The 14,634-nt window shown below is 41.6% G+C and carries 19 protein-coding genes; 15 read left to right on the top strand and 4 right to left on the bottom strand.

The window, feature by feature from the left end; genetic code table 11:
• Positions 1-16: 16 nt before the first annotated feature.
• The 3 genes from E2R51_RS13190 to E2R51_RS13200 all read right to left on the bottom strand — a co-directional run bounded on the left by E2R51_RS13190 (position 17) and on the right by E2R51_RS13200 (position 688).
• Positions 17-151 (bottom strand): YvrJ family protein, encoded by a 135-nt coding sequence (locus tag E2R51_RS13190; RefSeq protein WP_133377555.1) that lies wholly within the window; start codon positions 149-151, stop codon positions 17-19.
• 64 nt (positions 152-215) lie between these two features.
• Positions 216-437 carry a DUF2922 domain-containing protein gene (locus E2R51_RS13195; RefSeq protein WP_133377556.1) on the bottom strand — a complete coding sequence of 74 codons (222 nt, stop codon included), beginning with the start codon at positions 435-437 and terminating at the stop codon, positions 216-218.
• 29 nt (positions 438-466) lie between these two features.
• Complete coding sequence (locus E2R51_RS13200) at positions 467-688, bottom strand: DUF1659 domain-containing protein (RefSeq protein ID WP_133377557.1); 222 nt, start codon at positions 686-688, stop codon at positions 467-469.
• 203 nt (positions 689-891) lie between these two features.
• Between E2R51_RS13200 and E2R51_RS13205 the strand changes: the two genes are divergently transcribed.
• The 8 genes from E2R51_RS13205 (at position 892) to E2R51_RS13240 (ending at position 7,714) form a co-directional block, all read left to right on the top strand.
• The gene (locus E2R51_RS13205; RefSeq protein ID WP_133377558.1) at positions 892-1,647 is read left to right on the top strand and encodes a putative hydro-lyase; all 756 of its coding nucleotides are present in this window, start codon (positions 892-894) and stop codon (positions 1,645-1,647) included.
• Between the two features lie 263 nt (positions 1,648-1,910).
• Positions 1,911-4,985 (top strand): cell wall-binding repeat-containing protein, encoded by a 3,075-nt coding sequence (locus E2R51_RS13210; protein ID WP_133377559.1) that lies wholly within the window; start codon positions 1,911-1,913, stop codon positions 4,983-4,985.
• A 202-nt stretch (positions 4,986-5,187) separates the two neighbouring features.
• The gene (locus E2R51_RS13215; RefSeq protein ID WP_133377560.1) at positions 5,188-5,604 is read left to right on the top strand and encodes a VOC family protein; all 417 of its coding nucleotides are present in this window, start codon (positions 5,188-5,190) and stop codon (positions 5,602-5,604) included.
• A 186-nt stretch (positions 5,605-5,790) separates the two neighbouring features.
• The gene (locus E2R51_RS13220; RefSeq protein WP_133377561.1) at positions 5,791-6,228 is read left to right on the top strand and encodes a YwqH-like family protein; all 438 of its coding nucleotides are present in this window, start codon (positions 5,791-5,793) and stop codon (positions 6,226-6,228) included.
• Positions 6,219-6,485 carry a DUF5344 family protein gene (locus tag E2R51_RS13225; RefSeq protein ID WP_240733078.1) on the top strand — a complete coding sequence of 89 codons (267 nt, stop codon included), beginning with the start codon at positions 6,219-6,221 and terminating at the stop codon, positions 6,483-6,485. The genes E2R51_RS13220 and E2R51_RS13225 overlap by 10 nt, the downstream gene beginning before the upstream one ends.
• Positions 6,486-6,620: 135 nt before the next feature.
• Positions 6,621-6,842: a spore coat associated protein CotJA gene (locus tag E2R51_RS13230; protein ID WP_133377563.1), complete on the top strand. Its 222-nt coding sequence runs from the start codon at positions 6,621-6,623 to the stop codon at positions 6,840-6,842.
• Positions 6,843-6,861: 19 nt separating this feature from the next.
• Positions 6,862-7,122: a spore coat protein CotJB gene (locus E2R51_RS13235; protein WP_133377774.1), complete on the top strand. Its 261-nt coding sequence runs from the start codon at positions 6,862-6,864 to the stop codon at positions 7,120-7,122.
• A 22-nt stretch (positions 7,123-7,144) separates the two neighbouring features.
• Entirely contained in the window at positions 7,145-7,714 is a 570-nt protein-coding gene (locus E2R51_RS13240; RefSeq protein WP_133377564.1) for a manganese catalase family protein, read from the top strand.
• A gap of 55 nt (positions 7,715-7,769) precedes the next feature.
• Here E2R51_RS13240 and E2R51_RS13245 read toward each other — a convergent pair whose 3' ends face one another.
• Complete coding sequence (locus tag E2R51_RS13245) at positions 7,770-8,897, bottom strand: NADH-dependent flavin oxidoreductase (protein WP_133377565.1); 1,128 nt, start codon at positions 8,895-8,897, stop codon at positions 7,770-7,772.
• Positions 8,898-9,167: 270 nt separating this feature from the next.
• Between E2R51_RS13245 and E2R51_RS20135 the strand changes: the two genes are divergently transcribed.
• The 7 genes from E2R51_RS20135 to E2R51_RS13275 all read left to right on the top strand — a co-directional run bounded on the left by E2R51_RS20135 (position 9,168) and on the right by E2R51_RS13275 (position 14,632).
• Positions 9,168-9,251 (top strand): putative holin-like toxin, encoded by an 84-nt coding sequence (locus E2R51_RS20135; RefSeq protein WP_368773685.1) that lies wholly within the window; start codon positions 9,168-9,170, stop codon positions 9,249-9,251.
• 296 nt (positions 9,252-9,547) lie between these two features.
• Positions 9,548-9,766 carry a hypothetical protein gene (locus E2R51_RS13250; RefSeq protein ID WP_133377566.1) on the top strand — a complete coding sequence of 73 codons (219 nt, stop codon included), beginning with the start codon at positions 9,548-9,550 and terminating at the stop codon, positions 9,764-9,766.
• A 283-nt stretch (positions 9,767-10,049) separates the two neighbouring features.
• Complete coding sequence (gene rpsN, locus E2R51_RS13255; protein WP_133377567.1) at positions 10,050-10,319, top strand: 30S ribosomal protein S14; 270 nt, start codon at positions 10,050-10,052, stop codon at positions 10,317-10,319.
• Between the two features lie 84 nt (positions 10,320-10,403).
• Positions 10,404-10,760: a hypothetical protein gene (locus E2R51_RS13260; RefSeq protein WP_133377568.1), complete on the top strand. Its 357-nt coding sequence runs from the start codon at positions 10,404-10,406 to the stop codon at positions 10,758-10,760.
• 24 nt (positions 10,761-10,784) lie between these two features.
• Positions 10,785-11,708, top strand: a complete 924-nt coding sequence (locus E2R51_RS13265) for a CobW family GTP-binding protein (RefSeq protein ID WP_165967225.1) — start codon at positions 10,785-10,787, stop codon at positions 11,706-11,708.
• Positions 11,709-11,788: 80 nt separating this feature from the next.
• Positions 11,789-12,946, top strand: a complete 1,158-nt coding sequence (locus tag E2R51_RS13270) for an NAD(P)-binding domain-containing protein (protein WP_133377570.1) — start codon at positions 11,789-11,791, stop codon at positions 12,944-12,946.
• A 195-nt stretch (positions 12,947-13,141) separates the two neighbouring features.
• Positions 13,142-14,632: a spore germination protein gene (locus E2R51_RS13275; RefSeq protein WP_133377571.1), complete on the top strand. Its 1,491-nt coding sequence runs from the start codon at positions 13,142-13,144 to the stop codon at positions 14,630-14,632.
• Positions 14,633-14,634: the final 2 nt, after the last annotated feature.

Raw genomic sequence — 14,634 nt, forward strand, 5'->3', positions numbered from 1 at the left:
CCAGGCTGTTCATGAGCTATCTTACCTTTTCAGACAGTCCGTGGATGGATTGAATGACGGCTTCAAGCTTGGCTTCGATCCGATGCAGCAGGTAGAGTGTAACGATGATCGGAAATCCCACTTCGCTAATAAGTTTTATCCATTGCTCCATGCTGTTCTGCTCCTTTCAAAAAAAGCGGCCAGCTATTGGCTGGCCGCTCCATATTGGCATACTATTACTGAGCTAATTCGATCTCTTCAATGCCGCGTTCCACCACACGAGCTCCTTTTATGCTGACCAGACCGCCAGTTGGTGTAACAAAGGCATCTTGTGCAAGGATGTTTTCCATGGCAGCCTTCACCTCTGCCGGGTCCAAAGGCTCCTTAGGGGACTCAATGGAAAGGGTTGAGGTTGCTCCCTCTTCTGTGATGAATTGAAGTTCCAATGTCTTGTTCATTTTCTCACTTCCTTTCTCCTGTTAATGAATTAAAATGGCTGGATGTCTGCTGTTTCCACACGATTTGCCTCCAGGAAGGTGTAGCTTGTTAATGAAGCAAAGGCTTGTGCTGTGTTGTATAGCTGATCAGCGGATGCTGCAAGACGAATACGGCTCAGGGTTTTTCTTTTTACGATTGGAGAGCCTTCATTGTCCAGGCCGTCCTGAAACACAAGGCGCAATTTAACATCGGTTGCGTGTACTTCTGCCATGGTTGTTCACCCCCTTTCACCTCCTATATCGCATCTTGAAAGGTAAAAGGGCACCCAGTCTATGAAAATATCAGTATTCATTGATGCAGCATGCTTCAGGGGGAGTGAGAGGAATTTCTTGTCATTGGTCCGGACCGGCTATTTTCTATATAATGAAACCAAACTCTATTTAATCGATTGACTAACCAAAAGGAGATGTTATTATGCAAACCCCTCACGCACAACGCCAAATCTATCGGGAAAATCTGGACAGCGCTACAACATCGGGAGTCTGCGATGGCTACCTGCAAGCAAATATGATTACTCTGCCTTCCCGATATGCGTTTGATTTCCTGTTATTTTGCCAGCGTAACCCAAAGCCTTGCCCGGTTGTGGATGTGCTTGAAGCGGGTCAGGTGAATCCAAGCATTGCAGATGCTGATATTCGTACCGACCTGCCTAAGTACCGAATCTATAAGGATGGAATATTAGAGCAGGAAGCACTTGATCTAAAAGGATACTGGCAGGATGATTTTGTTACATTTCTGCTCGGCTGCAGCTTTACTTTTGAAAGAGCGCTTGTAGAAGCTGGAGTCAGCTTGCTGCATCAGGAAATGGACAAGGTTGTGCCTATGTATCAGACGAATATTGCCTGTGAGCGTGCAGGCGGCTTTGAAGGTGAGATGGTAGTGAGCATGAGAGCTATTAGAAAAGAAGAGCTTGATGAAACGATAGCGATCACATCGCAATTCCCGCTTGCACACGGGGCGCCCATCCATATTGGGGATCCTGCTGAAATTGGCATTCAGAATATCAATCATCCGGATTATGGCGAATTTACGCCTTTTGACAATGAGGAGCGAATACCCGTTTTCTGGGCATGCGGAGTCACTCCGCAGTTTGTAGGTCTAAAGGTAAAGCCTGAGATTATGATTACTCACGCTCCTGGCCATATGCTTATTACCGATCAAAAAGAATAATGAATGAACCCCGTTATAGGATGGCTATAGCGGGGTTTTTGGTGCACAACATATTTATCAAGCTATTAAACGAACGTTTAATTAAATGATTAAATTGGAACATGCAGTAAAAGGTAGGTAAAGAGGCTTATTAGAATGATTATAATTTAATAGGTCAATAGGATTTATTTTTCCCAATATTTTAATAGAATGATTTGCCTTTGCCGATCTTTTTATGATTTAATGGATAGGGAAATGTAAATATTATGTAATGGAGGGTTTAAATGAAAAGAAGTAAGGTTAGTAGTTTAATCGCTGTCGTCCTTGTTTTTGCGCTGTTTTTCAGCCAGTTACCCGCTCAAGCCGCCAACGCAGCTGTCATGGTGCCTGAAGATGAAAAAACTTTAACAGGGGCAGAGCCTGTTGAAGGACTTTTTGAATCATCTGAACAGGTTCACTGGTATAAAATTGATCCAACTGATAGTGAAGTAGAAGATTTTACGCATATTCGCATCAATCTGCAATCTGAACAGGAGTTGAATATTACGGTTTACTCCAGTTTGGAAAACGCAGTCGATAATCTTGCATTTGAACGGTACATGAACTATTCATATGCGAATGAACCTGCTGTTATTGATTTTCCGGTAGCATGGGTCGGTCCTTATTACATAAAGGTTGAATTCTTGGGTGGAGAGTACGTGGAAGAAGCGCCGGAGCTTGAACTCGATACATCTTATACCATCGGCTATGAAGGCGTTACATTGCCTCCATCAGAGCAGGCTTTGGGAGAAGAGTGTCCGGTTGAACTGAGCACTGAGCAAAGAGAACATGGAAAAAACATTCTAGCAGATCTGCGCACTGTTCGTGAGGATGTTCTGGCAAAATCAGATAATGGTAAAGAATTGTCAGCCATGTACTACAAAGCTGCTCCATTCATCAGCACAAAAATGATTTTCAGCAAATCATTAAGAGATAATGTTTATAATGATCTTGTTCAGTTAAAAAGTCTATTTGCTGATATTGCAGCAAAAGGAAGTTCAAGTTCATATAAAGTGACAAAAGAAGATCAAAAAGCCATCAACAATTTGTATGCAGCAGCTAAAGATTCTGTTCCTGAATTTTTAAAGCAGCAAATTGAAAAGACAGGTAAAAGCATCGACATTTCCAACTTAACAAATCAAACCGTTTCTTCTATTCTTGCAAAAGGCGGATATGGTGCGCCAAAAGCAAGTAACGAAAACCGGGTGATTGTTAAATTAAAAGACGGTGAGAAATTAAGCTCTATCCAATCAAAAACAAAAACATACGGCGTTCAATCAGTTGAACCAATGGAAGAAAGCGAAGCTATTTTCCCTAATATGTTTGTAATGGAAGTTGAGGGTTCTTCTGATTTTTCAGCCACTGCTAAATCGTTAAAGGCTGCAACAAATCAGCTGGCTAAGCTTCCGGAAGTTGAATTTGTTGAACCAGTTCAGCAGTATCAGGCTTTTTCAGATGATTCTCAGTACCCATATCAATGGTCTTTAGAAAATAAAGGCGATAATCATGGTACTGCTGATGCGGATATTCAATATACAGAGCTTAAAGATTTAATAAAAGATAAAAAGTTAGATGATACGGTTATTGCTGTCCTGGACACGGGTGTTGACCATACACTCGCTGATCTGAACGGCAATGTAGATGTTGAGGCAGGATACAATTTTATTGGCAGAAACACAGATGCTATGGATGATCACGGTCATGGGACACATGTTTCCGGTATCATTGCAGCTGCAGCAAATAATAATTATTCCATGACCGGAATCAACGAACACGCAACCATTCTACCGGTTAAAGTACTTGATTCTGCTGGTGGCGGCGATACAGAACAGATTGCTTACGGTATCAAATACGCCGTGGACAATGGTGCCGAGGTGATTAACCTCAGCCTTGGCGGACCATACAGCCGCGTTCTTGAAGTGGCAATGAAATATGCTCACGATCACAATGTTACGGTAGTAGCGGCGTCAGGTAATGATGGTTTTGAAGAAGTATCTTATCCGGGGTCTTCTAAATATGCGATTGCTGTCGGCTCAACGAACCGTCTTGATATCGTGGCTGATTATTCCAACTACGGCAAAGGTCTGGACCTTGTTGCACCAGGTTCCGATATTCCGAGCTTAATGCCGGATGGCAATGTCACATATATGTCCGGGACATCTATGGCGACCCCTCATGTGGCGGCTGTAGCTGGACTTCTTTTATCACATAATAAAAATTTAAAGCCAGCACAAATTGAAAGTATCTTAACGAAAACAGCTTACGATGTTGCGTTTGATGAGCAGGATAACCCTTATGATGATTATAATGAAGACTTTCCTGAGGAAGAATATCCTTATCCAGTTGAAGAGCTAGCACCGGGCTACGATCAAGTCTCCGGCTGGGGCAGACTGGATGCGTTCAGTGCTGTAAGCTACCTTGATCAAAAAGGAGCTTTATTAGAGCGTATAAGTGGTACTGACCGTTATGAAACAGCAGTAAATGTTTCAAAAGAGGGCTGGGATAAGTCCGATACAATTGTTTTGGCAACCGGACGAAATTACCCGGATGCATTGAGTGCAACACCGCTCGCTTCTAAACATAATGCACCGCTCTTACTGACAAGCAGCAGCTCACTGCCAAAAGCAGTTAAAGATGAGATTAAAAGATTAAAAGCTAAAAAGGTAGTTGTGATTGGCGGTAACTCTGTTATTTCAACTAATGTTGAAAAGGAAATTAAAGCATTGGGAATAACTGATATATCAAGAATCAGCGGCAAGGATCGTTATGAAACATCTGTAAATATTGCAAAACAGCTTGGTGCTTCTGATAAAGTTGTCGTAGCTACCGGTGAAAGCTTTGCAGATGCACTTTCTATTGCTCCTGTAGCAGCAAGTCTTGATATGCCAATTCTTTTAACAAAGAAAAGCTCTGCACCGGCTTCAGTTATTCAATATGTTAAATCAGCAAAATTCAAACAATCATTTGTAATTGGCGGATCGTCCGTTATTACAAATCAGACGGCAAAGAATTTCCCGAATAACAAACGACTCAGCGGAGCAACCCGTTACGAAACAAACAGCAGCATTATAAATTATTTTGCTAAGGACCTGAATATGGAAACGCCATTCCTTGCTACTGGATCAAATTATCCAGATGCATTATCAGGGTCAGCTTTAGCAGCGGCTGAAGGGAATCCGATGGTCTTAACACATCCGAAAACGGCTCAAAAAACGACTAAAGATGTGATTGCCAAATACGGAGATAAAGCTCAGTCATATTATATTATTGGTGGTAAAAATGCACTTCCAGACGCTTCTGTAGAAGCATTATTTCAATAATATTTATTGGAAAAGCCCGGTTCTTACTCCGGGCTTTTTGCTGTTTGATAATGGCTCCATGGATATGAGAAAAGCAAACTTGGTTAGAGACACAAAATCCATAGCGGTAAAGGAATATTAAAATAATTTATAGATCAGCAGGAGTTTACAAGCGGGCAGAGAATCTTTAGTGGTGGTTAAAAACTTGAAAAGGGTGATTTATATGGCGCTTCTAGTAGATAATATTTTTGTCAATCTGCCGGTCAAGAACCTGGATAAATCAATTGAATTTTTTAGGGAAGTCGGATTTGATTTTAACCCTCAGTTTACGAATGAAAACGCAACTTGTATGATCGTTGGCAAGAATATTTATGTGATGCTGTTAGTGGAAGATTATTTTAAAACGTTTACGAAAAAGGAATTGGCAAATGCTCAATCGAATACAGAAGCAATCATTGCGATCTCTGCTGAAAGCCGCGAGCAGGTTGATGAGCTTGTTAATAAAGCCTTGAACGCTGGCGGGGCTTATTCTAATGAAAAGCTGGATCACGGTTTTATGTATGGCTGGAGCTTTCAGGATCTGGACGGCCATCTGTGGGAAGTCATGTATATGGATCCAAATGTTATAGAACAGGCATAGAACGTAATTTAATGATTTGGTAAAACAAGCAGCCATCGAAAGCAAAGGGCTGCTTATTTTGTGGGTAATAGTACTCATTTTTTCTGATTACTCACGATGTGGATTGCCTGTATATAACTTCCACTATTAAACTAAAAAGATAGAATTCAAAAATCGGGAGAGTCTGTTGATAAGGAGGAATTTCTTATGAGTTTGTCCGGCGAGTTATCTTCATTAACGGCTGGTTTATCTTCTCAAAGCGCAAATGTCGCTCAGGATATAGAAAGGCTGAAAACAGCGAAACAGCGCATTTTAACGGAGCAGGAAATGGGCCTTCAAGAGAGCCGGTCTATTTTGGAACCGGAACTCGGGGCTTCATGGAGAGGGACCAGAGGTGAGGCGTTTGAGGAAGATCGATCCACTGCAAATGAAAAGTTAAAAACCATTTTTCTCTATGAGTTTGAAGGATATATTAATTTAATTGATTCAAAGATTACAGCGCTTGAAATTAGAAAGGGTTTTTTATCAGGCCTCAGCTCCATTGCTGACGAGGCTGGCGATCTTATCAGCAGAGGGGAAGATGCGCTCGATGCTGCGCAGGATAAGTTAAGCGATCTCAGGAAGGGGATTTCATCATGGTTGTAATCAAACTTCAGCATACCGCTGTGATCCAGGCCCTTAATAATGTGGAGAGCGCTCTGGCTGATGTGACATTGACTGTCCCCCCGGTATCATCCCTGGGTGATAATCAGCTTGCATTCACAAAAGCATGGGAAACAAGGGAGCAAGAGATTCAGGAGCTGGTAAATGTATACCGGCAAATTGTCCAAAAAACAATCGTGGATACAAAAGCAAACGTTGATTTATTAAAAAAGCAGGATGAATCAATTGTCCGTAATTAAAAGTTAAAAGAATAGAAGATTAAAATGAAGAGCATGCCATCTCTCAGGTATGTTCTTTTTGTTTGCCATTTACACGACTACTTCTGCAGATGCTGAATATATTCTATAGGTACACTCAAATGTGAGGTGATAGGAATGACACAGGAAAGCAATCCGTTTAGAAGATCTTTTGTGCCCTTCAGGGGAAGGTTTGATCCATGTCCGCCTTTGGGGAAGAGAACCTTTGTGACACCTCCTAACTTATTTATCGGATTTCAACCACCTGATTTCCCTCAATTTTCACCCATTGAAGCGCTGAAAAAAGGAACGCTCTGGAAACCTTTCTATGATTTTTATGAGAGTCCTTATAAAAAATAAGAGGGAGGTTATGGCGCTGATGAAGTCGCTTCCTAAAGAATACTATCAGCAGCTTGAAGAAATTCAGGCGGTGGATTTTGTTGTTTATGAGTTGGTCTTGTATCTGGATACCCATCCGAACGATTCCCAGGCAATTCAGCAATACAATCAATATGCACAGTACAGTAAACAGTTAAAAACCCAGTTTGAGGCTTTATTTGGACCTTTGCAGTTTGGCACTGCCGTTAAAAACAAGCAGGAGTGGGAATGGAGCACTCAGCCCTGGCCCTGGCAAGTATAAATTAACAGGAGGTGATGCTTGAATGTGGGCTTATGAAAAAAAGCTGATGTATCCGGTTAAAGTAAGTACATGCAACCCGACATTGGCAAAATATCTGATGGAACAATATGGCGGAGCTGACGGTGAGCTGGCTGCTGCACTTCGGTATTTAAATCAACGGTATACAATACCTGATAAAGTGATTGGCCTGCTAACGGACATCGGTACAGAGGAGTTTGCTCATTTAGAGATGATAGCTACCATGATTTATAAACTGACAAAAGATGCGACCCCGCAGCAGCTGCGAGATGCAGGGCTTGCTGAGCATTACGTAAGCCATGACAGTGCGCTGTTTTATAATAATGCTGCAGGTGTTCCGTTTACCGCGACGTATATCCAGGCAAAGGGTGACCCTATTGCTGATTTGTATGAGGACATTGCTGCCGAAGAAAAAGCCCGTGCGACCTATCAATGGATTATCGATCAATCCGATGATCCCGATCTCAATGATGGGCTGCGCTTTCTGCGTGAAAGAGAAATCATCCATTCCCAGCGATTCAGAGAAGCTGTGCAAATGATCACGGATGATCAAAATCAACAGAAGATTTTCTAAAAAAAGCCCTGCGCTCTCTCCGAAAACACGGAGGGCGCAGGGCTTTATGATATTCTTATTTTTTTTCAGCGTGTTCGCGGACAGGGAACCAGCCAGGCGTATTGATGATGGCCTGCCAAAGCTGTTCGGGAACTACAAGCTCTTCGCGGTCATTTACAGACAGGTCTGTACGGATGTTTTTCGCCTCGCCATTTGCTGCTTTTTCAACCCATTGCGGCTCCATAATAAGTTCGCGGCCAAGGGAGATGAGAGGAACGCCGCCTTCCATCGCTTTTTCCACGTCTTCTGGTGTGTGCAATGATCCGACGCCGACTACAGGGATTATATCCCCGACACGATCCTGAATGATTTGAACACGAGATGCTTTATCTTCTTTGTCACGCATCGATCCTGCGTGAAAGTCCATAACCGATACATGAAGATAGTCCAGCTCTTCATTTACCAGTTTATCAACTAACGCAAGTGTATCTTCCATTGTAATGCCAGGATTCTCTACCTCTTCTGGAGAAATCCGATAACCAACGATGAAGGATGGATCCGCTTTTTCATCTGCTGTCTTCAATACTTCCTTTAAAACCGCCATTGGAAAAGCCATTCTTTTTTCCAGTGTGCCGCCCCATTTATCATCCCGGCGATTGGAATGAGGTGAGAAAAATTGCTGCAGTAGATAAGTGTTTGCCCCATGTATTTCTACTCCGTCAAAGCCGGCATCAATTGCACGGCGTGTAGCTTCGCCAAATGCTGCAATAATGTCTTCAACCTCTTGGGAGGTCAGCGCACGCGGTGTCGCAGCTCCATCCCGAACTGGAGCAACAGCACTTGCACTTACTGTTTGATTATCCGGTACGAGTTCAGGAGGTGCCATTCGTCCGCCATGATAGATTTGTAAAATTGCTTTCGCCCCTTTACCCTGGATGGTTTTGGCAAGAGTGGCCAGCCCGTCAATCAGTTCATCACGCTCAACACCGATCTCACCATGAAAACCTTTACCGTCTTCAGTTACATTGGCGCATGCAGTAATAACGGCGCCGGCACCGCCGGAACGCTCCTTGTAGTACATAAGCTCTTCTGGTGACACTTCTCCGTTATCTTTTGAAGCAAAGTTTGTCATTGGAGCCATCATAATACGATTTTTAAGAGTAGCTCCATTTTTAAATGTATAGGGTTCTAAAAATGTTGTCATTTATAAATTCCTCCTTATGATCTTACTTAAAACGGGTACAGGAAACATTATACGATTGATTAGTAAGTTACAAAAGGAAACTGCTCAGGACAGATGTAGGATGGATAAAAAAGAGAGAATGAAAGGGGGGGTGATCCAATTTACTCAGCTATAAAAATAAGTCAATGACAGGAATTATTAGGATATTTTATATGGTACTATTAAGAGAACAATAGAATCGTTTCTCAAGGGTGGTCAGCACATCCCGCTAAAAAAGGGGGGTGATGCTGTTTGACAACTTTCGAAGGTATAATGATGATGATTGCTTTTTCGAGTCTAGTCGTGTCGATTTTGTCATTTAACAAAAAAGAATAATCCACCTTTGAGTTTAGCGGCTCGGGTGGATTATTTTTGTCTGCCAGGCTGTCCCCTTTGAGGGAACGTTCTATTGCCGGCGTTTGGTGTGTCGAGCACCAAACGTCTTTTTATTATCCAAATATATGTCTATATTATACCACAGGTACCGAAATTATTAACACATTAAGGAAAAGAATTCAGGGGATACTAAACCAGCTTAACTACTCATTATGGAATTTGTTGTTAATTAAACTTGTTTTTGCTATACTTTTTCCACATTCTACTACGTGATGACGTTAAAGAAGGAGGTTATTATGAAAATTAAGGCTTCGTTTCTTTTTTTTCTTGCTGGCATACTAATCTGGGTTCCAAAGCTGCTTATGCAATTGGAGAGCCCTATATGGCTGACTTTTGTTTTAGGAGCCGCGGGACTCGCTTTTGCCATAGCCAGCCGTCATTTTTTACTTATGGCTGCTAATTTTTTATTAATGATCAGTGTTTTTATTTTAATGGGCATTGAAAATTATATGTAAGTACTGCACATTTTGTATGCTAAATCCTGACTTGAGGTCAGGATTTTCTTTATTTTAATCACGGCAGTTTTTATTAGTACATCTCACATATTGTTTGCTGCAATTGCTTTGCAGAAAGCGAACTTCTTCAGCGAAAATTAACAGATTGACTGATATGGTAATGTAATATGCTTTCAATAGTACTGATAGCTATCGCGTTCATTTTTACTTGCCAAAAGAAAAAGAGTATGATTTACTAATGATTAAAACGTAATGATTACGATTTGATAAGGAGAGAATGACAATGGCAAAAAAATCAAAAGTAGCAAAAGAGAAGAAACGGCAGGAAATGGTGTTAAGATATGCCGAATTAAGAAGAGAGCTCAAGGAGAAGGGGGATTATGAAGCGTTGAAAAAATTGCCTCGTGATTCTTCTGCGACCCGTTTGAAAAACCGCTGTGAAGTAACTGGACGCCCACGCGGTTATTTGCGTAAATTTAAAATGTCCCGCATTGCGTTCAGAGATTATGCGCATAAAGGACAGATTCCCGGTGTGAAAAAAGCGAGCTGGTAAATTTCTCAATTCAGTAAGCTTATAGTGAAATCTCTTCACTATAAGCTGCCTTTAATAAGTCTGCTGTAAAAGGGGGGATTTTAAATGAATGGCCATTTAATGGAGATTTTAGCGCGCGAGATCATTGCTGCATTGCCTGATGACAAAAGGATGCTGTATCGATATATAGAAAGCATGGAAGATTCTTTAGCTGAGCAATCCCAAACCTCAGAGCAGTTTATGTCTATGCTGGTTAAGCATGCACCTCATCAAAAAGCGGCTGAACACTTTAATCTTCCCTATGAAAAAGTTTTATTTAAGATGAGAAAAATTGAAAAAGAAATTGATGATAAGCTAAATGAACGCTTAAAAAAAGCCCAATGGATTGACCGGACAGAAGAAGTACTGGTGAAAAGAGGCAGTGTCCAGGGACAGTCAGCGCATTTTTTATTTATTATCTAGTGATTAAGGGATTAAGGGGTGTGCGTGATTTCTACAGTTGAAGTAATTATTTTAAGCGGTTTTCTGGGTAGCGGTAAAACGACCCTTCTCCAGAATTTATTAACTGAAGAAAAACGAAGTGGAAGGAAAACAGCTGTCTTGATGAATGAAATAGGAGACATTTCAATCGATTCCGCTCTCCTCGAAAGCAGCACGCCCTTGATGGAATTGTTGGATGGCTGTATCTGCTGCACCTTAAAAGATGAATTGGAAATAACTCTATTGTCTTTATATAAAGAGCATGAACCTGAGGTAATTTATATCGAAGCGACGGGGGTGGCTCATCCGGTAGATGTGCTGGAAGGATGCCTTTCTCCCTTGCTTGCGCCGGATATGAATGTGCGTTCTGTCATCAGTACAATTGATGCCGTCCGTTTTCTGGCAAGGGAAACATTTAGTCCTCATGTTAGAAGACTTTTAGAAGAGCAGGTTAAGCATGCTGATGATCTTATACTAAACAAAACCGATCTGATTTCAGCAGAGCTGATCAAAAAAGTCCAAAAAGAAATCCGCTCTTTCAATTCATTTGCAACGATCCATACAACTAGATTTTCACAAGTACCACTGGCTTTCATCGGGTATTCACAGCGGTATGCTCAAACGAATGAAGATCCTGTGCATGTTAAAGATCACCTGCAAATTCAGTCGTTTACCTATCAATTTAAAGGATCTGTTTCCAGACAGGCGTTTGATGAATGGCTGTTGGCCATGCCAAACGATATTCTGAGAATGAAAGGCTTCATTCGATTTTTTGAAGATAAGGGCACAACTACTTTATTTCAATACAGCTATGGAATCTCTCAGTTTTTTGAAGAAGCGATAAGACTTCCTGCTAATCTTGTTATAATTGGAGAAAATTTGGACAAGGCAAAAATACACAATCAATTGCTTCAGCTTGAACAACAGTAAGAGATCAGTATACAGCGGATGCGTGGTTCTATTTTTACTGATTAAATCGTAATAATTTCGTTTTGTAAGGAGGAGTCAATTTGTATGAATGGATCATTATAGGCGGGGGAATACACGGTTGTACAATTGCAGCTCATTTGCTTAAAACGAAAAAAACATCCATTGATCGCGTCGGCATCATTGATCCGAATTCATCGCCTCTTTATGAATGGAAAAGCCGTACGAATTTTATCGGGATGCCGTATCTCAGATCCCCTGCTGTTCACCATTTGGATCTGAATCCTTTTAGTTTAAAGGCTTTTGGCAAAGGAAAAGGCGATAAGCGGGTTTTCTTTGGACCATATAAAAGACCGTCCCTAAACCTTTTTAATGAACACAGCAATTCAATATTTAGAGAAATTGAGCTTCAAAAGGCATGGATACAGGATATAGTTTCTGGTGTGGAAAAGCACAAAGGGATTTGGGCAGTTAAAACAGAGAATGGCAAGCGATTCGTTTGCCGCAACCTCGTAGTGGCGACTGGTGCCAACCAAAAGTTTTCTTATCCTGAATGGGGCCGTGAACTTGCACAACAATATCCTGAGCGTGCAGGGCATATTTTTGAAAAAGAGAAACCAGTGATGAAGCCGCCATTTCTTGTCGTCGGCGGAGGAATTTCGGCAGCTCATCTTGTGATTAAGTTGTCTAAAGAGTATCCGGGTGAGGTCATCCAGATCGCGAGGCATCAAAACCGTATCCATCATTTTGATAGTGATCCGGGCTGGCTTGGACCTAAGTACATGTCCTCGTTTGAAAAAATTAATGCTTATGAACAGAGGAGAGAGATCATTACAAAGGTCCGAAATAAAGGGTCCGTTCCGCATGAACTCGCAAACCGCATTTCCAGGCTGCAAAAGGAAGGGCAGTGTTCATTTTATCAAGATGAGGTGGAATCATGGGAAGGAAACTCTTCTGCAATTGAATTGACCTTGAAACATACCCGGCAAAAAACGAAAGCCAAAACCGTTTTGTTTGCTACCGGTTTTTCTTCCACAATTATGGAGGTGGAGTGGCTGCAGTCATTAATTTACCATCAAAAACTTAGCTGCGCACAATGCGGGTTTCCAATTGTTAATCAGGATCTTTCCTGGTGTCCCCATCTATTCGTAGCTGGACCGCTGGCAGAGCTTGAAATGGGACCAACAGCGAGGAATATATCCGGAGCACGGAAAGCGGCAGAACGAATAGCAGGGTTTTAAAGGGAGCATCCAAAAAACGGATGCTTTTTTTATATTTGGCCGGCTTTGACCGAATGGGAGTATTTTCGAATTAAAAAAGCCTATGGAGGAACTCAGCTCAGCCTGTATCCCCCTTTAAAAACGTATACTTCTTCCTTACTAAGGAAATGAATAAAGGAATAAAGATACATTAAAGGGCAAGGGGTGTGGGGCTGGATGGGTGTTGTAAAATTACTAAGCAAATTTCTTCAGAAAAAAGCACCATCTGATAAAAGCACTTCTAAACCAAAGCTAAAAAACAAGCGGGTTTCAATTGAATCAATTAAGCAGGAATTGGCAGACGTTGATGATGTAATCTATAAAAATATTCGTACTCCGAAAGGTCCTGTAACAGTTATTTACTATAGCTCATTTGTCGACAATCAGGTGCTGCATCAAACGGTAATCGCACCGATTTTGCGTCAGGATGAAACAGTCATTCATGCTTCAGAAAAGATTGATTTAAATGATCTGCCCCATGTGCTGTCGCTAATTACTACAGGACACACGATCCTGTTTCTTCACACACAGCATGTGTTTTATTCGATAAACACTTTTAGTGCAGAAAGCCGTTCGATTCAGCAGACAGAGACGGAATCAACGGTTATTGGTCCTCAGGACGCCTTTACCGAATCACTGGATACAAATTTATCTTTAATAAAACGCCGAATTAATAATCCTGAGTTGAAAAATAAAACGTATATGGTCGGAACAGAGACCAACACCAAAGTATCCGTTCTCTATCTAAGTAATCTTGTGAATCAGGACAATCTTAAGCGAATAATAAACAAACTTGAGGAGTTGGAGTATGACGGGTTCACAGATATTACTGTGATGAAGCAGTTTATCGAAGATCATCCTATGTCGCCTTTTCCACAATATAATTCCACAGTCAGACCGGATATGACAATGAAATATTTACTCGATGGACGAATAGCCGTCATGATGGATAACAGCCAATCTGTGATCATTTGTCCTACTTCATTTTTAGAGCTTTTTGAGCCAATGGAAGATTATTACAATCGTTGGATGACTGCAACATTGCTGCGCAGTTTACGCTTTTTTGGTTTTTTTGTCACGATTATTTTAACGCCGACCTATATATCAGCTCTTACTTATCACCCTGAAATCCTCCCCTTTGAACTGCTGATTAATCTGCAGGAATCAAGAAACCGTGTGCCTTTCCCGCCGGTTATGGAAGTGCTGTTCATTGAACTCGTTATTGAAATTCTTCGGGAAGCGGGTTCACGGATGCCGACCAAAATTGGTCAGACGCTGGGTATCGTAGGCGGTATCGTAATTGGAACAGCTGCAGTGGAAGCGGGACTTATCAGTAATATGCTGGTTGTGCTCGTGGCGATTTCGGCATTGCTGTCATTTCTTCCATCAAGCTTTTTAATGAGCAATACGAGCCGATTCATCCGCTATGCATTCATTTTAGCTGCAGGATTTTTTGGCCTGTATGGGCAAATGATTGCACTTGCCTGGCTGTTTATCCATCTGCTGAATTTAACTTCTTTGGGAACGCCATATTTAACCCCTGGTATTCCTCGGAATTGGACAGACCTTCTGGATAGTGTGCTTCGGGCACCGAGTGGGTTATTGAAGTATCGAAAAGGAATTGCACGATCAAAAGAAAAACAGGTTGGACCGCTGAACGAGGAGTGACA

This window comes from Jeotgalibacillus sp. S-D1, assembly GCF_004358665.1.
Taxonomy (GTDB): domain Bacteria; phylum Bacillota; class Bacilli; order Bacillales; family Jeotgalibacillaceae; genus Jeotgalibacillus.